Here is a 23,649-nt window from a genome sequence, read left to right on the forward strand (position 1 = left end):
TTACAGCCCGAAGTGACGCATGAATCTTGCGTCACAGGGGCCTTTCGGGCACAAGATGTTCAGGCGTTTGGGCTAAATCACACAATAGATACACTCAGAGCGCCCGTTTGACGACGATCTGTCAACAGCGACGCGACCAGCGCGGTCCAGCCCGTCTGGTGCGTCGCGCCGAGCCCCTCGCCGGTGTCGCCGTCGAAGTACTCGCTGAAGGTGACGTGCGCCCGCCACAGCGGGGAGTCGGTCGCCTCCACCCGCTTGCCGTCCGCCGGCCGCCGCCCGTCGTGGTCGGGCAGGAACAGCGACACCAGCCGCCTGACCAGCTCGTCCGCCGCCTGGCCGGCCGTCACGTGCCGCTGCGAACGGGTGGGAAGTTCCACGTGGAACCGACCCTCGTGGAACGACTCGACCGTCCGCAGCGCCTCCACCAGCAGGGCGTTGGTCGGGAACCACACCGGGCCGCGCCAGTTGGAGTTGCCGCCGAACATGGGCGTGCGGGACTCGCCCGGCTCGTAGCCCATCCGGTGCTCCTGGTCGGCCACCTGGACCTCCAGGCCCTCGCGGTGCGCCGCCGACAGGCTGCGGATGCCGTGCGGCGACAGGAACTCGCCCTCGTCGAACATGCGGCCCAGCACCCGGCGCAGCTTGCGCTCGTCCAGCAGCGACAGCAGCACCCGGTTGTCGCGCCGGGTCAGGAACTGGTCCAGCTCCGGCCGGCGCGCCAGCAGGTACTCCAGCCGCCGGGTGAACCCGGGCAGCTCCTCGAACACCCACGGCTCCAGCACCGCGCACGCCAGCACCGGGATCAGGCCCACCATCGACCGCACCCGCACCGGCTGGGACTCCACCGAGCCGTCGGGCAGCCGGCGGGTCACCACGTCGTAGCAGAAGCCGTCGGCCTCGTCCCAGATCCCGCTCTTGCCCGAACCGAACCGGGTGGACGCCTCCGCGATGCTCAGGAAGTGCTCCACGAACTTCGTGGCCACGTCCTCGTACGACTCGTCGTGCCGCGCCAGCTCCAGCGCCATCCGCATCAGGTGCAGCGAGTAGGCGGCCATCCACGACGTCGCGTCGGACTGCTCCAGCCGCCACTGGCCCAGCATCGGCTCCGACCGGTTGACCGGGCCGATGTTGTCCATGCCGAGGAACCCGCCCTCGAACAGGTAGCTGCCGTCGGCGTCCTTGCGGTTGACCCACCAGGAGAAGTTCAGCAGCAGCTTGTGGAAGACCTTCGCCAGGAACTTCCGGTCGTGGTCCACCTGGTAGACCTGCAACGCCGCCCACGCGTGCACGGGCGGGTTGACGTCGCCGAACTCCCACTCGTAGGCGGGGAGCTGGCCGTTGGGGTGCATCAGCCACTCGCGGCACAGCAGGAGCAGCTGCTCCTTGGCGAACGCCGGGTCCACCTTCGCGAACGGCACGGTGTGGAACGCGAGGTCCCACGCCGCGAACCACGGGTATTCCCACTCGTCCGGCATCGAGATGACGTCGGCGACGTCCAGGTGCCGCCAGTGGGCGTTGCGGGCGTGCGGCGACTGCCGGGACTTCGGCGCGGCGGGCTGCGCGGGGTCGCCGTCCAGCCACTCCCGCGTGCGGAACCGGTAGTGCTGCTTGGTCCACATCAGGCCGGCCAGGGCGCGGCGCACGACGTTGGCGCGCAGCGGGTCCAGGTCGGTCTCGTGGAACGCGTCGGCCTCCTGCCGCCGGTCGTCCACGGTCGACTCGAAGGTCGGGCCGAACGCGTCGATGTGCCCGTCACCCGCGACGAGCCGCAGGCGGATGCCGACGGACTCGCCCGGCTGCACCGGGTCGAACGAGTACCAGGCGGCGGCCTTGGTGCCGGCGTCGCTGGTCTCCTGCGGGCCGACCACCCGGCACGCCCGGCTCTCGCCGCGCACGACGTACCGGTCGATGCCGTCCTTGGTGTACGGGGTGGGGTTCTCGGCCGCGCCGAACAGCTCCACCTCGTTGGTCTCGTTGTCGGTGACCAGCAGCGTCGGGGTGCCCTCGACGTGCAGCGTGTACCGGCCCAGCGCGGCGTGCTCGGCGGTGACGCGCCGCCAGCCGTCCTCGGTGCAGGCGCGCAGCGACGGCCGCCGCTCGTCCCGGCCCCACGCCCAGGTGTTGCGGAACCAGAGCTGGGGCAGCAGGTGCAGCGGGGCGGGCTCCGGGCCGTGGTTGGTGGCGGTGACCTCGACGCAGATGTCGGTCGGCGAGGCCTTCGCGTAGGTCACCTGGACGTCGAAGAACCGGTTCTCGTCCAGCGCGCCGGTGTCGGACAGCTCGGGCTCGCGCTCGTTGCGGCCGGCGCCGCGGGCCATCTCGCGCAGCTCGGCGTAGGGGAACTCGGCCTGCGGGTACCGGTAGACGACCTGCATGAACGAGTGCGTGGGCGTGCCGTCGGTGACCCACCAGTGCTCTTTGACGTCCTCGCCGTGGTTGCCCTCGTTGTTGGTCAGCCCGAAGTACCGCTCCTTGAGGATCGGGTCGCGGCCGTTCCACAGGGCGATGCCGAGGTTGAGGAACCCGTGCACGTCGCAGATGCCCGCGATGCCGTCCTCGCCCCACCGGTAGGCCCGCGAGCGGGCGTGCTCGAACGGGAAGGAGGTCCAGGCGTCACCGCCGGCGGAGTAGTCCTCCCGCACCGTGCCCCACTGGCGTCCGGCGAGGTAGGGACCCCAGAGCCGCCAGGGCGCGGTCGGCGAGTCGGACTCGCCCAGACGCGCCCGTTCGGCCTGCTGCCGTTGCTCGTTCACCGGGCCAGTGTGCGGCATCGATCCAGTAAAGCGGTTACTGGCCGGTTAGGGTCACAGATCACGTTTGGCAGCGCTGCTCAAGGCGAACGAGCCGCTACCCAGGGTGGGCGCTTCCCCGCGGTCGGCTCACCCGAGTCGTGCACGAGACCGCTCGTCCGTGTCCGGTGGACGCGGACGGCCGACCGCCACCGGCCCGCCCGCGCCCCCGTCCACTACCGCTTCGCGTGCGCGTCCAGGACGTGCGCCACGCCCTCGGTGATGCGGGCCGCGTGGGCGAGGTTCAGCCACTCGTCGGGCACGTGGCAGTTGCTGTCCGGCCCGACCGCGCCCGTGACCAGGAACTGCGCCTCGGGGTAGGCCTCGTGCAGCAACCCCATGAACGGGATGGAGCCGCCCAGCGCGACCGTCCGCCACGGCGCGTCGAACACCTCCTTGCCGACCACGTCCAGCGTCTCGCGCAGCCACGGGGCCAGTTCGGGCGCGTTCCACCCGTCCGCGTGCTCGACGCGCGACAGCTCGACCGTCGCGCCGTAGGGCACGTCGGTGGTCAGCTTCGCCACCACGGCGTCCAGCGCCGCCTTGGAGTCGGCGGTCGGGGGCAGGCGGAAGCTGAGCACCAGGGTGGTGAACGGCCGCAGCACGTTGCCCGCGTCGTCCGGGGCGGGCAGGCCGTCCGCGCCGGTGACCGAGAGGGTCGGCCGCCACCCGGCGTTGAGCGCCAGCTCCACCTCGTCCTCGGCCATCGGGCCGGTGGACCCCGCCCACGGCACCGACGACACGAGCACGCCGGGCGCGCTGCCGACGGCGTCGCGGACCTCGGCGACCCGGTTCTCCGGGATGTCCACGTGCATCTCGCGCACCAGCACCTCGCCGGTCGCGGAGTCCTCCAGCCGGTCCAGCAGCCGCCGCGCCACCCGGAACGAGCTGGGCACGATCCCGCTGGCCATGCCCGAGTGCATGCCGCTGTCCAGCACCCGCACGGTGAGCGTCACCTGGGTCAGGCCGCGCAGCGACGTGGTCAGCCACATCCGGTCGTAGTCGTTGCCGCCCGAGTCCAGGCACACCACCAGCGACACCTCGCCCAGCCGGGGCTTGAGGTGCTCCAGGTAGGCGGGCAGGTCCGGGCTGCCGGACTCCTCGCCGGTCTCCAGCAGCACGACGCACCGGGCGTGCGAGCCACCGGCCGCGCGCACGGCCTCGATCGCGGCGACGGCCGCGTAGCCGGAGTAGCCGTCGTCGGCCGAGCCGCGCCCGTACAGGCGGCCGTCGCGCACGACCGGCGTCCACGGGCCCAGACCCTCGGACCAGTTCGCCACCGGCGGCTGCTTGTCGAGGTGGCCGTACATGAGCACGGTGTCGCTGGTCGAAGCCGTCGCCGGCACGTCCACCAGCAGCAACGGCGTCCGGCCGGGCAGCGTCACGACCTCGACGGTCGCGCCCAGGTCGCGGCCGTCGAGCCAGCCGCGGACGTGGTCGATCGCGGCGGCGAGGTGGCCGTGCTCCTCCCACGCGGGGTCGAAGGCCGGCGAGATCGCGGGCACGGCGACGAGTTCGGACAGGCTCGGGAGGATGTCGTCGTCCCAAAGCCCACGGACGGTACGGGTCAGCACAGAACGGTCCACCGTGCCATCTTGCCCCGGCCCCGCCGCGGCGGGCCGATCCGATCCCGGGTTGGGACGTTCACCAGCCGGGCAACCCCGTGAGGACCCGACCGTCGGACGTCCACCGGTGCCGACCGCGACAACCGCAGCTCTTCGGGCGACGTCGAAGCCGACCGGACGTGTTCGCCGGCGTACGGACGGTGGTTAACGATCGGTAACCGGGACAAGGACGTCCGGCCACCGAACGCCTCGGTCGGACTGCCGAAGATTGGCCTTCCTACCGTTGTCCCTGTTCAGGGGGGTGCGTCGCCTGTTACAAAGTGGGACGGGGCTCACCAAGTCGAGTGAGCGCGTGTCAAGATGTGGATGAGAACACCGTCAGTGCCGACGGTTGTCCGACCTCCCCGACCCAGGGTGGCGGCGACTGGCGGTGCCGCCGCGCAAGGTCGTCACAAGCGACTTGGCGGCCTCGTAGACGAGGAGTAAGGCGCAATGTCGTCCCCTGAGAAATGGACGCACCCGGGGCCGGGCAGCCCACCGGCGACCGCCGCCAAACCGACCGCGGAACAGGTGATCGCAGGCTTGCGAGCGACAGACGAGGGCGGCGCCGACCTGGTGCAGTTGCTCACCCCCGAGGGCGAGCGCGTCCAGCACCCGGACTTCGACATCGACATCACGGCCGAGGAGCTGCGCGGGCTGTACCGCGACATGGTCCTGGTGCGCCGCGCCGACCGCGAGGCCAACGCGTTGCAGCGCAAGGGCGAGCTGGGCCTGTGGGTGCCGCTGCTGGGCCAGGAGGCCGCGCAGATCGGCGCCGGCCGGGCGTTGCGTCCCATGGACATGGCGTTCCCCAGCTACCGCGAGCACGGCGTGGCCTGGTGCCGCGGCATCAAGCCGGGCCAGATCCTGAGCATGTTCCGGGGCACCGACAACGGCTCGTGGGACCCGGTCGAGCACCGGTTCCACCCCTACACCATCGTCATCGGCAACCAGGTGCTCAACGCCGCCGGCTACGCGATGGGCCAGAAGTTCGACGGCAAGGTGGGCGACGCCGACAGCGAAGCCACCATGGTCTTCTTCGGCGACGGGGCGACCAGCCAGGGCGACGTGCACGAGGGCTTCGTCTGGGCGGCCGTGTACGACGCGCCCCTCGTCTTCTTCTGCCAGAACAACCAGTGGGCCATCTCCGAGCCCACCGAGCGCCAGTCCCGCCTGCCGCTCTACCAGCGGGCGCGCGGCTACGGCTTCCCCGGCATCCGGGTCGACGGCAACGACGTGCTCGCCACCCTCGCGGTCGCCCGCTGGGCGCTGGAGGAGTGCCGGCAGGGCAACGGCCCGATCCTGATCGAGGCGTTCACCTACCGGATGGACGCGCACACCACGTCCGACGACCCCTCCCGCTACCGGCTCTCCGACGAGCTGGAGCTGTGGAAGCTCAAGGACCCCATCGAGCGGGTCAAGGTCCACCTGGTCAAGCAGCAGTGGGCCGACCAGGAGTTCTTCGACTCGGTCGAGGCGGACGCGGAGCAGCTGGCGATCGAGTTGCGCGAGCACTGCGTGACCCTGCCCGACCCGTCCACCGAGCGGATCTTCAGCCAGGTCTACGCCGAGGGCAACCCCGTCCTGGAGGCGCAGCGCGACGAGTTCCTGGCCTACCACGCCGGGTTCGCGGGAGGTGAGCACTGATGGCTGCTCCGACGATGGACCGTCCCACCTCCGCAGCGCCCGCCGCGGTGCAGACCATGACCATCGCCAAGGGCATCAACAACGGCCTGCGCGCGGCGATGGAAGCCGACCCCAAGGTCATCGTGATGGGTGAGGACGTCGGCAAGCTCGGCGGCGTCTTCCGCATCACCGACGGCCTGCAGAAGGACTTCGGCGAGCAGCGCGTGCTCGACACCCCGCTCGCGGAGTCCGGCATCATCGGCACCGCCGTCGGCCTCGCCATCCGCGGCTACCGCCCGGTGTGCGAGATCCAGTTCGAGGGCTTCATCTTCCCCGGCTTCGACCAGATCGTGTCGCAGGTCGCCAAGCTGCACTACCGCACCCAGGGCCGGCTCAAGCTGCCCATGGTGATCCGGGTGCCCTTCGGCGGCGGCATCGGCGCGGTCGAGCACCACTCCGAGTCCCCCGAGTCCTACTTCGCGCACACGGCGGGCCTCAAGGTCGTGTCGTGCTCCAACGCGGCCGACGCCTACTGGATGATCCAGCAGGCCATCCGGTGCGACGACCCGGTGCTGTTCTTCGAACCCAAGCGCCGGTACTACGAGAAGGGCGAGGTCGACACGACCGCCGCCCCCTCGCCGCTGTTCGCCTCGCGCGTGCTGCGCACCGGCACCGACGCCACCCTGGTCGCGTACGGGCCGATGGTCCGCACCGCCCTCGACGCCGCCGCGGCGGCCGAGGAGGAGGGCCGGTCGCTGGAGGTCGTCGACCTGCGCACGCTGTCCCCGCTGGACCTCGCCCCGGTCTACGACTCGGTGCGGCGCACCGGCCGGCTCGTCGTGGTGTCCGAGGCGCCCAGCGAGTCGTCCATCACCAGCGAGATCGCGGCCAAGGTGCAGCAGGAGTGCTTCTACTCCCTGCAGGCGCCGGTGCTGCGGGTGACCGGGTTCGACACGCCGTACCCGCCGTCGAAGCTGGAGGAGGAGTTCCTCCCCGACCTCGACCGGGTGCTGCACGCCGTCGACCGCTCACTGGCCTGGTAAGGGGACACTTGGGATGCCGCAGTTCAAGCGATTCCCCCTGCCGGACACGGCGGAGGGGCTGACCGAGGCTGAAATCCTCACCTGGCACGTGCGGCCCGGTGACACGGTCAAGGTCAACGACATCATCGTGGAGATCGAGACCGCCAAGGCGGCGGTCGAGCTGCCGTGCCCGTGGGACGGCGTGGTGACCGAGCTGCTCGCCGAGGTGGGGCAGACGGTGGAGGTCGGCGCGCCGATCATCACCATCGACGTCGACCCGTCCGGCGCGGCGGCCCCGACGCCGGCGCCCGCCCCGGCCACCAACGGCACGGCCCCGGACGCGACCGAGGGCCGGGTGGCCAACCTGGTCGGCTACGGCCCGAAGTCGGGCCCGGCCAAGCGCCGCGCCCGCGTGGGCACGCCTCCGGCGGCTCCGGCGGCTCCGGTCTCCGGCGTGGCCACCGCCGCTCCGGTCGCCCCCGCGGCTCCGCCCGCGCCCGCTGTGCCCGCTCCGGTCGTACCCGAGACGCCGGCGGCGCTCACCGGGACGCGTTCGCCCGGCGGGTACGTCCCCCTCGCCAAGCCCCCGGTCCGCAAGCTGGCCAAGGACCTGGGCGTGGACCTGTACGCGCTGACCGGCACCGGTCCGAACGGGGTCATCACCCGCGAGGACGTGGAGCAGGCCGTCGCCGCGCCGGTGGCCACCCCGGCCGCCGCCCCCGTGGAGTCCGGCGCACGTGAGCGTCGCGTCCCCATCAAGGGCGTCCGCAAGGCGACCGCGCAGGCGATGGTGGACAGCGCGTTCACCGCACCGCACGTCACGGAGTTCCTCACCATCGACGTGACGCCGATGATGGAGCTGCGCGCGCGGCTGAAGGACACGCCGGAGTTCCGCGGCGTGAAGCTCACCCCGCTCGCGTTCTGCGCGAAGGCCGTGGTCCTGGCGACCCGCCGCACCCCCGACGTCAACGCGACGTGGGACGCGGCGGCGAACGAGATCGTCTACAAGGACTACGTGCACCTGGGCATCGCCGCCGCCACCCCGCGCGGCCTGGTGGTGCCGAAGGTCCGCGACGCCGACCGGATGTCGCTGCGCGAACTGGCGGTGGCGCTGGACGAACTGGCCACCACGGCCCGCGACGGCAAGACCGCGCCCGCCGACATGCTCGGCGGCACCATCACCATCACCAACGTCGGCGTCTTCGGCGTCGACACCGGCACGCCCATCATCAACCCGGGCGAGTCCGCGATCCTCGCGTTCGGCGCGATCCGCGACATGCCGTGGGTGGTGGACGGCCAGGTGGTGCCCCGCAAGGTCTGCCAACTGGCCCTCAGCTTCGACCACCGCGTGGTCGACGGCCAACAGGGCTCCCAGTTCCTGGCCGACGTGGGCCGCCTCCTGTCCGACCCGGGCGTGGCCCTGACGTACTGACGGAAACGACGACGGCCGCAGGGCTCGCAGACGCGAACCCTGCGGCCGTTGGTCTGTTCGGACGTGGACAATCCGCTGATTTGCGCTACGGGTAACGCCCCTTTGGCTGTCTCGATACACGCGTACCTGGATCTTGGGTCAATACGTCCTATGCGTGGTGATTCACATGGCTGACGCCCCACCGCCGAGCATCGACGCTGCCGCCGTTGAAGGTGTCGCGAAGAGCTACACCACGCACCTGGCGCTGAACTTGCTCAACGAGAACGAACGCCCTTACGCGCGGGTCATCGAGCACGTCGAAGTGGACCACGGCGAGTGCCGCCGAAAAGTCACCATCGATTGGCAACTACCGACCTTGAAGGAGGCGCTCCCGCACCTCGACGAGGCGGTCGCGGCGCGATTCGAGGAGTTGGACCCCGTGCTGGTGGTGCCGGTGTTCATCATCCGGCGGGGGCGATTGCTGAACAGCCTCAGCGTCGAGGATTCCACGGGCGAACGGCTGTTCATGTGCGGGCGCGACGAGGGAACCGAACGCGTTCGCTTGGTGTTGAGCAGCCTGTGGAGCGCGGTCGAACTCGCGCCGAGGCCGCCGATCGGCTGTGCGGAGCACCTGGTCCAGTACGCGAAGTCCGCCTTCTTCAGTGTGGCATCGGGACCGCCGGACACAGCGGGCGCGACGCTCGACCGGATGGTGGAGTTGCTCGCGCTCTCGGGGCTCTCGCTCAGCCAGACGATCACCGACCGGCTCGAACTGCTCGGGAAGCTCGTCGCCAAGCGGCACGTGCTGTGGCTCCGTCTCGCGCGGCGGCCAGGGCAGGCGACCCGGTTGACGCTGTCGTACCGGACCCGCTTCGCCGCCGAGTACCGGCCGAAACCGAAACCGGCGCACGCGGGGGTGCAGGGCCGGTGGGGCAGAGCGGTCGACTGCGTCCGCCGGTTCTCCGGGCAGGAGCCGTTCCGCCTCCGCGTGCCGGTCGGCGCGCATTCGCTCTGCCGCAGCTACCACTTCACGCTCGCCGCTCCGCCCGCGACGTACTTCGCCGAGCAGCGGTTCATCTTCGAGCGCACGTTGAGCCGGTCAACCGAAGATCAGCAGTGGTTCTTCAAGAACCACTGCCAGGCGGTCGGCGCGACGGTAAGTGGTGCGAATGAGGCCGGCGGCCCCGTGGCGCACCTCTATGCGACCGATCTGAAGCCAATAGTGGGTGACCAGCTCTACGCCTACGGTCGTGTGCAAGAACGCCCGCCTGGCACCACGGCATTGGTCATGTGGTTGGTGCTACTGGCCATGGGTTTCATGTGGCTGTTTCACGCGCTCTGGCCGTGGATGATCGCGAACGAGACCAAGGGTATCGACGTCGCCGCGTTCTTCATCGCCCTGCCCGGTTTGGCTTCGATCTGGTTCTCCAGGGTGTTCCGGGAGGACGTGCGGGGGAGGGTCCCGCTGATCAGTCGGCTGGGCCTGATCCTCGTGGGAATCGCGGCCTTCTACTCGCTTTTGTCCATCATGATCCAACGCGGTACGTGCTCGGTCGCCGCCGGCGCCACCCTGGAGCCCTGTCCCGTTCTCGTCATGGCGATCTTCTCGCAGCCAGGTCTGTTGGTCACCGCGTTGTCGCTGACCGCGATGGCGCTGTGCCTGATCGAGCGGAGGATCAAGTTCCACCGCTCCTACCAACGGCTCCAAGCCGGTGTCATCGACCAGTACATGCGTTGACGAAACGCTTGCACGAGGAAGGAGGTGGGCGGGATGCTTCCGTGGAGCGCAGTCGGAGGCGAGACGGGAGGGCCAGGAGTGGACTTCCCGGAACCCACGACGGAAGAGGTGGAGAGCCTGCTCGCCGCCTCGGACGTGGGTGAGTTCAAGCAGCAGGCGGAGGCCGTGCTCGACGGGGACGACAACCGGGCGCGCAACGCCTACTGCGGCGTCGCGGACGCGCCCGTCCTGGTCGCGCCGGACATCGCCTCAACCGGGCGCATCCCGGATCTGATCCCCGACGACTGGAAGCCGATCCTCGACCGCATGATCATGATGGCCGTGCAGCGCGAGGACTGGCGAAATCCCTGACGTGCGCGGCCTCGGGCACCTGTTGCCGCCGGTACGCGACCGCCAGCGCCACCCCGCGCCGGGCGACGCGCAGGACGACCACCACGAGCACCGTGACCGCGAACGCCACCGCGGCTGGGCCTTGCATGGCGACGTACACGGGCACCGGGCGTGACCGTGCCGGATCATCGCGTTATTCGGTTGAAGTTCCAGCAACTGGAGAGTCCAGGGTGGTCGGCGTGACGCACTACTCGATCGGCGATCTGGCGCGGCTGACCGGCCTGTCCACCCGGACGGTCCGGTTCTACTCCGACGCGGGCCTCGTCCCGGTGGCGGGGCGGACCTCGGGCGGCTTCCGCACCTACGACGTCGACGGGTTGGCGCGGCTCAAGCTCGTCCGCACGTTGCGCGACCTGGGCGTCGACCTGCCCACCGCGCACCGGGTGCTGGCGAGCGAGGTGTCCGTGGCCGAGGTGGCCCGGACGCACGCGGAGGCCATCGACGCGCAGTTGCGCACGCTCCGGCTGCGCCGGGCCGTGCTGCGGGTCGTGGCCCGGACCGGGGAGGTGGAGACGGTGCACGAGTTGGCGCGGCTGTCGGAGGAGGAGCGCCAGGCGATCCTGGACGACTTCTTCGACGAGGTCTTCGGTGGCCTGGACCTGGACCCGGGCTTCCGGGACCGGATGCGGTCGGTGCGCGTGGAGCTGCCCGACGACCCGACGCCGGAGCAGTTGGAGGCGTGGATCGAACTGGCGAACCTGGTGCGCGACAAGGACTTCCGGGCGTCCATCCGCCGGATGTCGGAGCGCCACGAGGAGATGCGCGCGGGAGGCGCCGACCTTTCCGGCCCGAGCGCCGAGCAGATGGAGACCTTCCAGTACGCCATGAGCAAGGCCGGGGAGGCCCTGGCGGCCGGCGTCGAGCCGACCTCCGAAGAGGGCCGCCGCATCGCCGAGGACGTGACGGCCCGCTGGTCCCGGGCCGCCGGCCTCCCGGTGGGCGGCGAGCTGTCCCGCTGGCTGGAGGAGTTCGGCGACCCGAGGGCGGAGCGCTACTGGGCCCTGCTCGCCAGGATCAACGGTTGGCCGCCGGTCCCGGACACCACCGCGCAACGCCGGTGGCTGTCCGAGGCGAGCGGCTGATCACTCCCACACCAGGCAGAACGGGTGCCCGGCGGGATCGGCGAACACCCGCCAGTAGGCCTCGGAGTCGTCCAACAGGACCCCACCCAGCCGAAGGACCTCGGCCGCCCCCGCGTCGAGGTCCGCCACGGCGATGTCGAGGTGGAACTGCTGCGGCTTGGCGGGATCGGGCCACTCCGGCGCGACGTGGTCCCGCGCCCGTTGGAAGCACAGCACCCCACCGGGATGGTGCAGGGTGGACCAGTCGTCGTTCAGCTCCCAAGGCTGCCCCGGCTTGTCCACCTCACCCCCGAGCAACCCCCGGTAGAACTCCGCCAACCCCCGCGGCTCCGGACAGTCCACCACCACGCACTGCAGCTTCCCGATCACCCGAGCAGGCTAAAGGGGCGAGATCGTCCGCGCCCGGAAAGACCCCGCTCCGTCCGGACGTTCAGCGGATCTGCATGCCCGAGATCGCCCGCGACACCACCAGCCGCTGGATCTCGGAAGTCCCCTCGAAGATGGTGAAGATCTTCGCGTCCCGGTGCATCCGCTCCACCGGGTGTTCCCGCGTGTACCCCGCCCCACCGAGGATGTGGATGGCCCGTTCCGTCGCCCACACCGACACCTCGCCGGCCTTCAACTTGGACATCGACCCCTCGCCCGCCGTGAACGGGACGTTGTTGCGGCCCATCCACGCCGCCCGCCACACGAGCAGGCGGGCCGCGTCGATCTCCATCCTCATGTTCGCCAGGTCGAACGCGATGGACTGGTTCTCGATGATCTTCCGCCCGAACGCCTCGCGGTCCTTCGCGTACGCCAGCGCGTACTCGTAGGCCGCCCTCGCCACGCCCACGGCCATCGCGCCGACGGTCGGCCGGGTCGTCTCGAAGGTCGCCATCGCCGCCTGCCCGCCGGCCGACACGCCCTCCCGGGCCCGCGCCAGGCGCCTCTCCAGGCGCTCGCGACCGCCCAGCAGGCACCGGCCCGGCACGCGCACGTCGTCCAGGAACACGTCCGCCGTGTGCGACGCCCGCATCCCGTGCTTCTTGATCTTGCCCGGCGACGACAACCCCGGCGTCCCCGGCGGCACCACGAACGCCGCCTGGCCGCGCGAACCCAAGGCCGGGTCCACGACCGCCGTCACCACGTGCACGTTGGCGATCCCGCCGTTGGTCGCCCACGCCTTCTGCCCGTTGAGGACCCACTCGTCGGTCGCCGGCGAGTACACCGCCCGCGTCCGGTACCCGGCGACGTCCGACCCCGCCTGCGGCTCGGACGCGCAGAACGCCGCCAGCTTCGGCTCGTCCGGCGTCCCGAAGCACTCGGGCACCCACTCGGCCAACTGCTCGGGCTCGCCGGACGCGAAGATCCCCGCCGCCGCGAGGCCGGTGCCCATCAGGGCCAGCGCGATCCCCGCGTCACCCCAGAACAGCTCCTCCACCGCGATCGGCAGCGACAGCCCGACCGGGTCGGCGAACCACGTCGCCAGCGCCTCGAACCCGTACAGGCCGATCTTCGCGGCCTCCTGGATCACCGGCCACGGCGTCTCCTCCCGCTCGTCCCACTCGGACGCGGCGGGCCGGATCACGTCGGCGGCGAAGCCGTGCACCCAGTCGCGCAGGTCGCGCTGGTCCTCGTTCAGCTCCAGGGAGAACACGCGCTCACGCCTTGGGGATGTCGAAGAGGCCCATGAAACCGGCCGCGAAACCGAGGTCGCCCTTGACCTTCAGCTTGCCGGTCATGAACAGCACGGGTGCGGACGCGTTGCCGGTGGCCAGCTTGAGGAACTCCACCGGGCCCAGGGTGACCGTCGCGCGGGACTCCCGCGTGGCGCTCTTGTCGATGGTGCAGCCGGCGTCCTCGATGACCACCTCGTAGACGTCCTCCGCGCCGGCGCCGCCGGTCAGCCGGAAGTGCACGACGGCCCGCGCGGCGCCCGCGCGGTCGGCGCGGAAGTGGGCCTCCATGCGGCGGAAGACCTCGTCCAGCACGCGTTCGCGCAGGCCCGGCCGCGCGGTGACGGCCTCGATCTGCTCCTTGGACGCGCGGGACACGATCCGGGCGAAGTTCTGCGGGTCCATCTTCGCCAGGTCGAGGTCGGCGCCCGCGTCGGCGAGGTCGCCGAGGGTGCCGAGCAGGTCGGCGAACTCGTCCTGGCCGAGCTTCTTCGGGTCGATGCCGCGCGCGATGACGTCGATGTCCAGGTCGCGCAGCGCGGGGTCGGCCGGGTCCACCTCCCGCAGGGCCTTGATCAGGGCCTTCGGGCTCAGCTTCGCGATGGCCTCGGTGGTGAGGTTGGTCATGGTGGCACCTCCGCGTACCTACTGAGCGGTAAGACTACTGATGAGTAGGTAAGGCGGCAAGGGGCGCGGAGTAATCTTGCGCCAGCCTTCAGGGGGTGCGATGCACGCAGAGCAGCCGGTCAGCACCGGACGAGCCAAGCGACTGCCGCGCGCGGTGCGCGAGCGGCAGATCATGGACGCCGCGGTGGACGTCTTCTCGCGGCTGGGTTTCCACGCCGCGTCGATGGACGAGATCTCCGAGGTCGCGGGCATCTCCAAACCCATGCTCTACGCGTACCTGGGCTCCAAGGAGGAGCTGTTCGCGACCTGCATCCGCCGCGAGTCCACGCGGATGATGGAGGCCATCGCCAACGGCGTCGAGGCCGACCAGCCGCCGGACGTCCAGCTGTGGAGCGGCCTGCGCGCGTTCTTCGGGTTCGTCGGCGAGAACCGGTCGAGCTGGCAGGTCCTGCACCGCCAGGCCTCCTCCCAGGGCGGACCGTTCGCGCAGGAGCTGGCCGACATGCGCGGCCGGGCGATCAGCCTCGTGGCCGCGCTGCTCGTGCACTCCGCGGACTTCCCCAACGTGCCGCGCGCGGGCGACAAGGAGGCCGAGGCGCTCGCCGCCGCGCTGGTCGGCGCGGGCGAGTCGCTGGCCGACTGGTGGCTGGACAACCCCGAGGAACCCGCGGGCGTCGTCGCCGCCCGGCTGATGAACCTGGTCTGGATGGGCTTCGGCGACCTGGTCGAGGGCAACATCTGGCACCCGCCGTCGCGACGGGTGCCAGAGGACGACTAGCCGCTGATCACGCCCTCCAGGTGCGGCTTCTTCGACCACAGCGCGAACCGCCACCCGTCGGCGGTCGGCGCGGCGGAGAAGTCCACCTTCCCGGGCAGCAGGATCGGGGCCTTGAACCGGACGTCGACGGTGACCGCGTCCGGCAGCCTGCCCTCGAACGCCGCCACGCACCGGGCCTTGGACCACATCCCGTGCGCGATCGCCCGCGGGAACCCGAACGCGCGCGCGGTCAGGGCGTGCAGGTGGATCGGGTTGCGGTCGCCGGACACCTCCGCGTACCGCCGCCCGACGTCCCCGCCGACCCGCCACACGCCGGTGGGCCTCGGCGGCTCCTCCCGCTCCCGCGCGCCGCCGTCCCCGGACCCGCCGCCGAGCCGGAGATATGTCGATACGTCGACCCACACCTGCTCACCGTCAACCGACACCGACGACACCACGTCGAACTGGCGTCCACGCTCGTGCGGGCGCAGGTTCTCCAGGTGCACCTCCAGGTCCAACGGCTCGTCCGCCCGCAACGGCCGCAGCTGCGTGATCCGGTTCGCCACGTGCACCAGGCCGGGCAGCGGGAACGGGAACCCGGGCCCGGTCATCAGCTCGATCTGCGACGGGAACGCGAGCACGTGCGGGTAGGTCACCGGCAGCTCGTCGCGCACCCCGAACCCGCACACGCGGTTGTACGCAGCCAGGTGCTCGCGATCGACGTCCACGCGCAGCTCGCGCACGGCGTCGGGCAGCGTCGAGCCGCTGCGGGTGAACCCGGTCAGCGCGGCCTTGGCGTACAGCCAGGTCAGGTTCCCCATCACGCCCCCAGCAGGCTCTGCCCGCACACCCGCACGACGTTGCCGTTCACGCCGGAGGACGCGGGGTGCGCGAACCACGCGATCGTCTCGGCCACGTCCACCGGCAGGCCGCCCTGGGACAGGCTGTTCATCCGCCGGCCCGCCTCGCGGATCATCAGCGGCACCGCGGCGGTCATCTTGGTCTCGATGAACCCGGGCGCGACGGCGTTGACCGTGGCCCCGGTGCCCGCGACGGTCTCCGACAGCGCGTCGACCATGCCGATCACGCCCGCCTTGGTGGTGGCGTAGTTGGTCTGGCCGACGTTGCCCGCGACGCCGGCGATGGACGAGACGCCGATGATCCGGCCGTTGGGGCGCAGCGCGCCGGAGTCGAACAGGGCCTGGTTGACGCGTTCCTGGCTGGCCAGGTTGACCTCGATGACGGCGTTCCAGCGACCGGCGTCCATGCGGCCGAGCGTGCGGTCGCGCGTGATGCCCGCGTTGTGCACGACGACGTCCACGCCGCCGTGCCGCTGGGTGACGTGTTCGACGATCCGCTTCGGGGCATCCGCCGAGGTGATGTCCAGCTGGATGGTGGACCCGCCGACCTTGTTGGCGACGGCGGACAGCTCGTCGCCCTGGCCCGGCACGTCCAGGCACACGACGTGCGCGCCGTCGCGCCCGAGGACCTCCGCGATCGCCGCGCCGATGCCCCGGGACGCCCCGGTGACCAGCGCGACCTTGCCCGCGAGCGGCTGCTCCCAGTCGTCGGGGACCTCCAGCGGGCCGGCGCCGATGCGCACCACCTGGCCGGACACGTACGCCGAGCGGCCGGACAGGAGGAACCGCAGCGTGGACTCGATGTTGCCCTCCGCGCCCTCGGCGACGTACACGAGCTGGGCCGTCCCGCCGCGCTTGAGCTCCTTGCCGACGCTGCGGGTGAACCCTTCGAGGGCGCGTTGCGCGATGCGCGAGGCCGCTTCGGCGGGTGGTGTGCCGAGGACGACGACCCGGCCGCACGGTCCGAGGGACCGGATCACCGGGTGGAAGAACTCGTACAGCTCGCGCAACTCCTCGATGCCGCCGATGCCGGTGGCGTCGAAGACGAGCGCGCCGTACCGCTCGCTCTCCTTCGCCTCGGAGGTCACGTCGAGGCCGATGGACTTGCACACCGCGGCGACCGGTTCGACCAGTCGCCCGCTGCCGCCGAGCAGCACGGGGCCGTCCAGCGCGGGCTTCCCGGGCGTGTGCCGGCGCAGGGGGTACGGGTTGGGCAGGCCGAGCTTGCCGACGACGAGACGCCCGAAGCCGGACTTGGCGAACGACTGGTAGCGATCCATGCGCACATCACACTCCCTACTCAGTAGTAAGTCTACTGACGAGTAGGTAATATGGACAACACACACCCGTACCGGGAGGACGACATGGCCGACATCCGCAGGGTTGCCATCCTGGGCGGCAACCGAATCCCCTTCGCGCGTTCCAACGGCCCCTACGCCACGGCGTCGAACCAGGACATGTTCACCGCGGCCCTGGACGGCCTGGTCAGCCGGTTCGCGCTGCAGGGCGAGCGGCTCGGCGAGGTGGTCGCGGGCGCGGTGCTCAAGCACAGCCGCGACTTCAACCTGGTGCGGGAGTGCGTGCTGGGCAGCGCCCTGTCCGCCGAGACCCCGGCCTACGACGTGCAGCAGGCGTGCGGCACGGGGTTGCAGGCCGTGATCGCGGTGGCGAACAAGATCGCACTGGGCCAGATCGAGGTCGGCATCGCGGGCGGTGTGGACACCACCAGCGACGCGCCCATCGGCGTGAACGAGGACCTGCGCTCGGTGTTGCTGGAGTTCAACCGCGCCCGGTCGACCGGCGACAAGATCAAGGCCGTCACCAAGCTGCGCCCGAAGCACGTCGTCCCGGACATCCCCCGCAACGGCGAACCGCGCACCGGCCTGTCGATGGGCGAGCACGCCGCCGTCACCGCCCGCGAGTGGGGCATCGCCCGCGAGGACCAGGACGCCCTGGCCGCCGCGAGCCACCACAACCTGGCCGCCGCGTACGAGCGGGGCTTCTTCGACGACCTGGTGACCCCGTTCCAGGGCCTGACCCGCGACCAGAACCTGCGCCCGGACTCGTCGGTGGAGAAGCTGGCGAAGCTCAAGCCGGTGTTCGGCCGCGGCGAGGACGCCACCATGACCGCCGGCAACTCGACCCCGTTGAGCGACGGCGCGTCCGCGGTGCTGCTGGCGAGCGAGGAGTGGGCGGCGTCCCGGAACCTGCCGGTGCTGGCGTACCTGACGTTCACCGAGACGGCGGCGGTCGACTACGTCCACGGCGGCGAGGGCCTGCTGATGGCCCCGGCCTACGCGGTCCCGAGGATGCTCGCCCGCGCGGGGCTGTCGTTGCAGGACTTCGACTTCTACGAGATCCACGAGGCCTTCGCGTCGCAGGTCCTGGCCACCCTCAAGGCGTGGGAGGACGCCGACTTCTGCAAGGGCAAACTGGGCCTGGACGCCCCCCTCGGCCCGATCGACCGCTCGAAGCTCAACGTGAACGGCTCGTCCCTGGCGGCCGGCCACCCGTTCGCGGCGACCGGCGCGCGCATCGTGGCGACCCTGGCGAAGATCCTGGCCGAGAAGGGCTCGGGCCGCGGCCTGATCTCCATCTGCGCGGCGGGCGGCCAGGGCGTGACGGCGATCGTCGAGCGCTGAGCGGGCACGGGCCGTCGGCTTGCGCGGCGGGCGGCCCCTAGTCCAGCAGTGACCAGGTCGCGGTGCAGCGGACGGTCACCGTGATCTGTTGGGCTTCCAGGTTCAGTTGGTCCATCTGCGGTGGCGCGCCCGGTGCGCCGCCGTAGGCCGCCATCGCGCGCATCGACTCCGCCGCCCACACCTCGCTGTCCCCGTCGGCCAGGCGCAGCAGGGTTCCCAGGCGTGCGCCCAGGGCTTCGGCGTAGCCCTCGGCGCGGCGGCGGGCGTCGAGGACGGCCTCCCTCTGCGCCTCGCGCACGGCCTCGGTGTCCGCCGCGAGCTGCCACGACGGGCCGTTGAGCCACGTCGGTTCGGCGGCGACCAGCGCGCCCAGCAGGTCGTCCAGCTGGTCCAGGGCGTCCACGCGCAGCGTGTACGACTGCGACGCCCGGCTGCCGGACCTGCGCCGGCCGTTCCAGTTGTCGTGCACGTTGAGCTGCCGCGACCGCACCTCCACGCCCGGCCGCGTGAGCAGCGGCTCGACCGACGCCACCCGCCGGGTCAGCAGGTCGACCGCCTCCGTGCGGGTCGCGCCGGAGGTCTCGAAGTTCACCTGCACCTCGGCCCGGTCGGCGGTGCGCTCGACCTTGCCGGTGCCCTTGGTCACGACTTCAGCCACGTCACCCACCCAACCCGCATGCCGGATCATGCGCAACGATAAGTCGATCTAGCCCGAACGCTAGATTGGGCAATAGAGCACGACACGCGTCGAGTATTGGATCGTTCGTAGACAGCTCGATACCGTCCGAGGATGGACCCCGTCCGCAACCCGTTCGCCCCCGGCGCGGGGCAGCGCCCGCCCGAGCTGGCGGGGCGGGACAAGGAGCTGAGCGCGTTCGACGTGGTCCTCGAACGGGTCGCGCGCGGCCGTCCGGAGCGCAGTCTCGTGCTCACCGGGCTGCGGGGCGTCGGCAAGACGGTGTTGCTGGGCGAGCTGCGGTCCATGGCGCTCAAGCGCGGGTGGGGCGCGGGGAAGGTCGAGGCGCGGCCGGAGGCCGGGTTGCGGCGACCGCTGTCCGCCGCGTTGCACCGGGCGATCCGCGACCTGGCCGTGCGGCACCGCGCGCCCGACCGCGTCGAGGCGGTGCTGGGGGTGCTCAAGGCGTTCGCGCTGAAGGCCAACCCCGAGGACGCGAAGCTGCGCGACCGGTGGCAGCCGGGCATCGACGTGCCCGCGGCGCAGGGCCGGGCCGACTCCGGCGACATCGAGATCGACCTGGTGGAGCTGTTCACCGAGGTCGCGGAGCTGGCGCAGGACGTGGGCACCGGCGTCGCGCTGCTCATCGACGAGATGCAGGACGTGCGGCCGGACGACGTCTCGGCGCTGTGCGCGGCGTGCCACGAACTGTCCCAGTCGGGTGCGCCGCTGGTGGTGGTCGGCGCCGGGCTGCCGCACCTGCCGGCCGTGCTGTCGGCGTCCAAGTCGTACTCGGAGCGGCTCTTCCGGTACGTGCGCATCGACCGGCTGTCGCGCGAGGACGCCGACCGGGCCGTGCTCGCGCCGGTCGAGCGGGAGCAGGCGGGCATCCTCGACGAGGCGCTGGACGCCCTGTTCGACGCGTCCGGCGGCTACCCGTACTTCATCCAGGCCTACGGCAAGGCCGCGTGGGACGCCGCGCCGGCCGACCCGATCACCCCGCTGGACGTGGCCGTCGCCGCGCCCGAGGCGGACGCCGAGCTGGCCGTGGGGTTCTTCGGGTCGCGCTACGAGCGGGCGACGCCGGCCGAGCGCGAGTACCTGCGCGCGATGGCGGAGCTGACCGACGGCAAGGACGCGGGCGTGAACACCGCGCAGGTCGCCGACCACCTGGGGCGCAAGCCGTCGTCGCTGTCGCCGGCGCGGGACAGCCTCATCAAGAAAGGCCTGGTCTACAGCGCGGAACGCGGTCAGATCGCGTTCACCGTGCCGCACTTCGGGCGGTTCCTGCTGGGGCGTGAGGACTGATCTCCGGTCGCATCCAGTCGTCTAGCGGTCACGCTAGAGAGCCGTCGTCGGGCTGTCCGGTGGAACCAGGTGACCGTCAGGCGAATCGCAGGTGCTGAACAGGTAGCCACCGGAGATTCGTCGGCCTGTGCCCCATCTCACCGGACAATCGGGTGCGTTGAGGCGGTCGAGGGTGCATACTTGAGGCACACACCGAGAAGCACTTTGAGAGGGATGAACCCCGTGAACTTCACTGCGAAGCTCCGCGCTCGTCGTGTCGAGGCTCGCAACCGGAAGGCCGTTGCCCGCGCGATCGACCAGGCGCCCACCCCGGCCATGCGCCACGAGCTCATGGCGATCGCCCAGGCCCAGGTGACCACCCTCCGCTGAACCGCCCTCCGCGCGTGACGGCCACCCGACATCGACACCGGGTGCACGCCCCGCTGTCGCGCGCGATCGGCGAAGGGGGAAACGTCGAAGGCCCTGCCGCACCTCCCGCGCGGCAGGGCCTTCGACTATCTTGAGCACATCGAAACGTGATCTGGGTCACACCCGGTAGAGGGTGTAACAGTCCACGATCGTGTCTCGATGTTCCTGGTGACCCCGCGATGCTGTCGGACCCCCGACCTGGCAGCACCGCGGGGTTTCCCATGTCCCCCGACCGAGTGCCCGGACTACTTGGACGTGGCCGAACCGGTCCAGGTGTCGTCCTGTCTGCGGGCGCGCCGGATCATCACTGCTTCCCCCTGAATGTGTCTTGTCCCCCATGGACACCACCCATGGTGCCACCGGGGTCTGACAATTCCTTGAGGGTTTCCTGAGAGCATGACCCGATGACGCTCCCGCTGCTGGTGGTCGACGCGGCCAACGTCGTGGGCTCGGTCCCCGACGGCTGGTGGCGCGACCGGGCGGGGGCGGCCACCCGCCTGCGCGACTCCCTGGCGGCGATCGCCGAAGGGGGCCTGCCCGCCTTCCACCCGGGCCCGCTGGAGGTCGTCCTGGTGGTCGAGGGCAAGGCCCGCCACGTGGAATCGATCCCCGAGGTCCGCGTGGTGGCGGCGGAGCACTCGGGCGACGACAAGATCGTGGAAGTCGTCCGAACGACCGCCCCCGACCGCCCGTGCGCGGTCGTCACGGCCGACCGCGAACTCCGCCGCCGCGTGACCGAACTGGGCGCCGAAGTCCTGGGCCCGAAGTCGGTTCGGTGATCCGAAGCGCCGGCCGGGCCGCACACCCCGGCGCGACCCGTCCACATCGTGGACCCCGGAACAGCGCGACCGTCCCGGAGTGTTGACTTCGGACGTGACGACTGCTCAACGCCGCCGCGCGCGTGTCCGCGCCCCCGAACTGGTCGGCCGTGGCTGGCTCAACACCGGTGACCGGGACATCAAGCTCGCCGACCTGCGGGGCAAGGTCGTCCTGCTCGACTTCTGGACGTTCTGCTGCATCAACTGCCTCCACGTCCTGGACGAGCTGCGCCCGCTGGAGGCCGAGTTCGCCGACGTCCTGGTCACCATCGGCGTCCACTCGCCGAAGTTCGTCCACGAAGCCGACCCCGACGCGCTGAAGGCCGCCGTCGAGCGGTACGAGGTGCACCACCCCGTGTTGGACGACCCCGAGCTGGCCACCTGGCAGAACTACGCCGTCAAGGCGTGGCCGACGCTCGTCGTGGTCGATCCCGAGGGCTACGTCGTGCACGTCGCCGCCGGTGAGGGGCACGTCGACGCGCTGCGCACGGTCGTCCGGGAACTCGTCGCCGAGCACGAGGCCAAGGGCACGCTGCACCGCGGCGACGGCCCGTACGTCCCGCCCGCCCCGGCCGACACGACCCTGCGCTTCCCCGCCAAGGCGGTCGTCCTCCCCAACGGGAACCTGCTGGTCAGCGACTCCGCCCACCACAGCCTGGTCGAGCTGGAACCCGACGGCGAGACCGTCGTCCGCCGCATCGGCACCGGCGAGCGCGGCCGGCGGGACGGCACCGCCCCCACGTTCTCCGAGCCCGCCGGCCTGGCCCTCCTGCCGGACGCGACGGCCGAGCTGGTCGGCTACCACGTCGTCGTCGCCGACACCGTCAACCACCTGCTCCGCGGGCTCGACCTCGACACCGGCGAGGTCACGACCGTCGCCGGCACCGGCGAGCAGTGGCGCGACGGCGAGACCGACGGCCCGGCCGACGCCATCCACCTCACCAGCCCGTGGGACGTGGCCTGGTGGGAGCCCGCCGGGGGCGTCGCCATCGCGCTCGCGGGCAACCACACCCTCGGCCTGTTCAAGCCCGCCGAGCGCCGCCTGGAGCGCCTCGCCGGCACCACCGTCGAGGGCCTGAGCGACGCGCCGCTCCAGGAGGCGTTCTTCGCCCAGACCTCCGGCCTCGCCGCCCAGGGCGACCGCCTCTGGCTCGTCGACTCCGAGACCTCCGCCCTCCGCTACCTGGAGGACGGCCGGGTCACGACCGTCGTCGGCAAGGGCCTGTTCGACTTCGGCCACCGCGACGGCGCGGCCGACCAGGCCCTGCTCCAGCACCCGCTGGGCGTCGCCGTCCTGCCCGACGGCTCGATCGCGGTCGCCGACACCTACAACGGCGCGGTCCGCCGCTACGACCCCGCCACCGGCGAGGTGTCCACGCTCGCCACGGACATCGCCGAGCCCAGCGACGTGCTGTTCGTGGACGGTGAGCTGGTCGTCGTCGCCTCCGCCGCCCACCGCCTGGAGCGGCCCGTCGCGCCCGGCACGAAGGTGCTCGGCGAGGCCCACCAGGTGAAGCGACCGCCGACGGTCATCGCGCCCGGCGAGCTGGAGCTGTCGGTCGTCTTCACCCCGCCGACCGGCCAGAAGCTCGACGACCGCTACGGCCCGTCGACCCGCCTGGAGATCACCAGCTCCCCGCCGGAGCTGCTGGTCGAGGGCGCGGGCGTCGGCACCGACCTCAAGCGGACGCTGCGCATCGCGGACGGCTTCACCGACGGCGTCCTGCACGTCGTCGCACAGGCCGCGAGCTGCACGGACGACCCCGCCGTCGAGCACCCCGTGTGCAAGCTCACCCGCCAGGACTGGGGCGTCCCCGTGCGGGTCAGCGCGGACGGCCCGCACCGGTTGCCGCTCATGATGGGCGGCCTGGACGAGGGCGTGTAGCGCGCCACGTAGACTCATCGGGTGCCCGATGTCAAGCTTGAGATCCAGATGCTGCACGACCGCGTCATGGTGCGGATCTCCCCGGAGGACGGTGAGCGCCGCAGCAGCGGCGGCATCCTGATCCCGGCGACCGCGCAGATGGCCAAGCGTCTGGCCTGGGGCGAGGTGCTCGGGGTCGGCACGAACGTGCGGCACGTCAAGGTCGGCGACCGGGTCCTGTTCAACCCGGACGACCAGTTCGAGGTCGAGGTGCAGGGCGCGACCTACCTGGTCATGCGCGAACGGGACGTGCACGCCACCGCCACCGAGCGGTCGGACCACGGAACGGGCCTTTACCTCTAGAACCGC

21 protein-coding genes are annotated in these 23,649 nt (G+C 71.3%); 13 read left to right on the top strand and 8 right to left on the bottom strand.

From position 1 onward, the window contains the following. Nucleotides 1-77: 77 nt before the first annotated feature. Together AB0A74_RS26935 and AB0A74_RS26940 are read right to left on the bottom strand one after the other, a co-directional pair. Entirely contained in the window at nt 78-2,753 is a 2,676-nt protein-coding gene (locus AB0A74_RS26935; protein ID WP_358253635.1) for a glucosidase, read from the bottom strand. A 212-nt stretch (nt 2,754-2,965) separates the two neighbouring features. Continuing rightward, nucleotides 2,966-4,375: a M20/M25/M40 family metallo-hydrolase gene (locus AB0A74_RS26940; RefSeq protein ID WP_358253637.1), complete on the bottom strand. Its 1,410-nt coding sequence runs from the start codon at nt 4,373-4,375 to the stop codon at nt 2,966-2,968. Nucleotides 4,376-4,846: 471 nt separating this feature from the next. On the opposite strand from AB0A74_RS26940, the gene pdhA reads away from it, so the two are divergent. The 6 genes from pdhA (at nt 4,847) to AB0A74_RS26970 (ending at nt 11,662) form a co-directional block, all read left to right on the top strand. Then, on the top strand, nt 4,847-6,040 hold the full coding sequence (gene pdhA / locus AB0A74_RS26945) for a pyruvate dehydrogenase (acetyl-transferring) E1 component subunit alpha (RefSeq protein ID WP_358253638.1): 1,194 nt from the start codon (nt 4,847-4,849) through the stop codon (nt 6,038-6,040). Continuing rightward, nucleotides 6,040-7,062, top strand: coding sequence for an alpha-ketoacid dehydrogenase subunit beta (locus AB0A74_RS26950; protein WP_358253640.1), 1,023 nt, complete (start codon nt 6,040-6,042; stop codon nt 7,060-7,062). The genes pdhA and AB0A74_RS26950 overlap by 1 nt, the downstream gene beginning before the upstream one ends. A gap of 13 nt (nt 7,063-7,075) precedes the next feature. Beyond that, nucleotides 7,076-8,473: a dihydrolipoamide acetyltransferase family protein gene (locus tag AB0A74_RS26955; RefSeq protein WP_358253642.1), complete on the top strand. Its 1,398-nt coding sequence runs from the start codon at nt 7,076-7,078 to the stop codon at nt 8,471-8,473. 166 nt (nt 8,474-8,639) lie between these two features. Further along, a complete protein-coding gene (locus AB0A74_RS26960; protein WP_358253644.1) occupies nt 8,640-10,190 on the top strand; it encodes a hypothetical protein in 1,551 nt (516 codons plus the stop codon). Nucleotides 10,191-10,268: 78 nt separating this feature from the next. Further along, nucleotides 10,269-10,541 carry a hypothetical protein gene (locus tag AB0A74_RS26965; RefSeq protein WP_358253646.1) on the top strand — a complete coding sequence of 91 codons (273 nt, stop codon included), beginning with the start codon at nt 10,269-10,271 and terminating at the stop codon, nt 10,539-10,541. A 218-nt stretch (nt 10,542-10,759) separates the two neighbouring features. Next, complete coding sequence (locus AB0A74_RS26970) at nt 10,760-11,662, top strand: MerR family transcriptional regulator (RefSeq protein WP_358253648.1); 903 nt, start codon at nt 10,760-10,762, stop codon at nt 11,660-11,662. On the opposite strand, the gene AB0A74_RS26975 is transcribed toward AB0A74_RS26970, so the two are convergent. The 3 genes from AB0A74_RS26975 to AB0A74_RS26985 form a co-directional block, all read right to left on the bottom strand. Further along, nucleotides 11,663-12,031 carry a VOC family protein gene (locus AB0A74_RS26975; protein ID WP_358253650.1) on the bottom strand — a complete coding sequence of 123 codons (369 nt, stop codon included), beginning with the start codon at nt 12,029-12,031 and terminating at the stop codon, nt 11,663-11,665. Nucleotides 12,032-12,092: 61 nt separating this feature from the next. Beyond that, nucleotides 12,093-13,301, bottom strand: a complete 1,209-nt coding sequence (locus AB0A74_RS26980) for an acyl-CoA dehydrogenase family protein (RefSeq protein ID WP_358253652.1) — start codon at nt 13,299-13,301, stop codon at nt 12,093-12,095. A gap of 4 nt (nt 13,302-13,305) precedes the next feature. Beyond that, nucleotides 13,306-13,947, bottom strand: a complete 642-nt coding sequence (locus AB0A74_RS26985) for an SCP2 sterol-binding domain-containing protein (protein WP_358253654.1) — start codon at nt 13,945-13,947, stop codon at nt 13,306-13,308. A 100-nt stretch (nt 13,948-14,047) separates the two neighbouring features. Between AB0A74_RS26985 and AB0A74_RS26990 the strand changes: the two genes are divergently transcribed. Next, nucleotides 14,048-14,725, top strand: coding sequence for a TetR/AcrR family transcriptional regulator (locus tag AB0A74_RS26990; protein ID WP_343933927.1), 678 nt, complete (start codon nt 14,048-14,050; stop codon nt 14,723-14,725). On the opposite strand, the gene AB0A74_RS26995 is transcribed toward AB0A74_RS26990, so the two are convergent. Both AB0A74_RS26995 and AB0A74_RS27000 read right to left on the bottom strand, forming a co-directional pair. After that, the gene (locus tag AB0A74_RS26995; RefSeq protein ID WP_358253656.1) at nt 14,722-15,525 is read right to left on the bottom strand and encodes a MaoC/PaaZ C-terminal domain-containing protein; all 804 of its coding nucleotides are present in this window, start codon (nt 15,523-15,525) and stop codon (nt 14,722-14,724) included. The genes AB0A74_RS26990 and AB0A74_RS26995 overlap by 4 nt on opposite strands. Further along, nucleotides 15,525-16,844, bottom strand: coding sequence for a 3-oxoacyl-ACP reductase (locus tag AB0A74_RS27000; RefSeq protein WP_358253658.1), 1,320 nt, complete (start codon nt 16,842-16,844; stop codon nt 15,525-15,527). Before AB0A74_RS27000 ends, AB0A74_RS26995 begins: the two co-directional genes overlap by 1 nt. An 84-nt stretch (nt 16,845-16,928) precedes the next feature. Between AB0A74_RS27000 and AB0A74_RS27005 the strand changes: the two genes are divergently transcribed. After that, entirely contained in the window at nt 16,929-18,206 is a 1,278-nt protein-coding gene (locus tag AB0A74_RS27005) for an acetyl-CoA C-acetyltransferase (protein WP_358253691.1), read from the top strand. Nucleotides 18,207-18,243: 37 nt separating this feature from the next. On the opposite strand, the gene AB0A74_RS27010 is transcribed toward AB0A74_RS27005, so the two are convergent. Beyond that, nucleotides 18,244-18,864 (bottom strand): SIMPL domain-containing protein, encoded by a 621-nt coding sequence (locus AB0A74_RS27010; RefSeq protein WP_358253660.1) that lies wholly within the window; start codon nt 18,862-18,864, stop codon nt 18,244-18,246. Between the two features lie 132 nt (nt 18,865-18,996). On the opposite strand from AB0A74_RS27010, the gene AB0A74_RS27015 reads away from it, so the two are divergent. The 5 genes from AB0A74_RS27015 (at nt 18,997) to AB0A74_RS27035 (ending at nt 23,643) form a co-directional block, all read left to right on the top strand. Beyond that, entirely contained in the window at nt 18,997-20,190 is a 1,194-nt protein-coding gene (locus tag AB0A74_RS27015; RefSeq protein ID WP_358253662.1) for an ATP-binding protein, read from the top strand. Nucleotides 20,191-20,412: 222 nt separating this feature from the next. Then, on the top strand, nt 20,413-20,559 hold the full coding sequence (locus AB0A74_RS27020) for a hypothetical protein (protein ID WP_170199033.1): 147 nt from the start codon (nt 20,413-20,415) through the stop codon (nt 20,557-20,559). Between the two features lie 443 nt (nt 20,560-21,002). Further along, complete coding sequence (locus AB0A74_RS27025) at nt 21,003-21,377, top strand: NTP pyrophosphohydrolase (RefSeq protein WP_358253663.1); 375 nt, start codon at nt 21,003-21,005, stop codon at nt 21,375-21,377. A gap of 94 nt (nt 21,378-21,471) precedes the next feature. Then, nucleotides 21,472-23,301 carry an NHL domain-containing thioredoxin family protein gene (locus AB0A74_RS27030; protein ID WP_358253665.1) on the top strand — a complete coding sequence of 610 codons (1,830 nt, stop codon included), beginning with the start codon at nt 21,472-21,474 and terminating at the stop codon, nt 23,299-23,301. A gap of 48 nt (nt 23,302-23,349) precedes the next feature. Continuing rightward, entirely contained in the window at nt 23,350-23,643 is a 294-nt protein-coding gene (locus AB0A74_RS27035) for a co-chaperone GroES (RefSeq protein ID WP_121231684.1), read from the top strand. The last annotated feature ends 6 nt before the right edge of the window (nt 23,644-23,649 follow it).

Source organism: Saccharothrix sp. NPDC042600, assembly GCF_040647305.1.
Taxonomy (GTDB): Bacteria; Actinomycetota; Actinomycetes; order Mycobacteriales; family Pseudonocardiaceae; genus Actinosynnema; species Actinosynnema mutabilis.

Coding starts and splice junctions, on each gene's coding strand:
- pdhA (WP_358253638.1), top strand. CDS start 4,847: ATGTCGTCCCCTGAGAAATGGACGCACCCGGGGCCGGGCAGCCCACCG.
- AB0A74_RS26950 (WP_358253640.1), top strand. CDS start 6,040: ATGGCTGCTCCGACGATGGACCGTCCCACCTCCGCAGCGCCCGCCGCG.
- AB0A74_RS26955 (WP_358253642.1), top strand. CDS start 7,076: ATGCCGCAGTTCAAGCGATTCCCCCTGCCGGACACGGCGGAGGGGCTG.
- AB0A74_RS26960 (WP_358253644.1), top strand. CDS start 8,640: ATGGCTGACGCCCCACCGCCGAGCATCGACGCTGCCGCCGTTGAAGGT.
- AB0A74_RS26985 (WP_358253654.1), bottom strand. CDS start 13,947: ATGACCAACCTCACCACCGAGGCCATCGCGAAGCTGAGCCCGAAGGCC.
- AB0A74_RS26990 (WP_343933927.1), top strand. CDS start 14,048: ATGCACGCAGAGCAGCCGGTCAGCACCGGACGAGCCAAGCGACTGCCG.
- AB0A74_RS26995 (WP_358253656.1), bottom strand. CDS start 15,525: ATGGGGAACCTGACCTGGCTGTACGCCAAGGCCGCGCTGACCGGGTTC.
- AB0A74_RS27000 (WP_358253658.1), bottom strand. CDS start 16,844: ATGGATCGCTACCAGTCGTTCGCCAAGTCCGGCTTCGGGCGTCTCGTC.
- AB0A74_RS27005 (WP_358253691.1), top strand. CDS start 16,929: ATGGCCGACATCCGCAGGGTTGCCATCCTGGGCGGCAACCGAATCCCC.
- AB0A74_RS27015 (WP_358253662.1), top strand. CDS start 18,997: ATGGACCCCGTCCGCAACCCGTTCGCCCCCGGCGCGGGGCAGCGCCCG.
- AB0A74_RS27025 (WP_358253663.1), top strand. CDS start 21,003: ATGACGCTCCCGCTGCTGGTGGTCGACGCGGCCAACGTCGTGGGCTCG.
- AB0A74_RS27035 (WP_121231684.1), top strand. CDS start 23,350: ATGCTGCACGACCGCGTCATGGTGCGGATCTCCCCGGAGGACGGTGAG.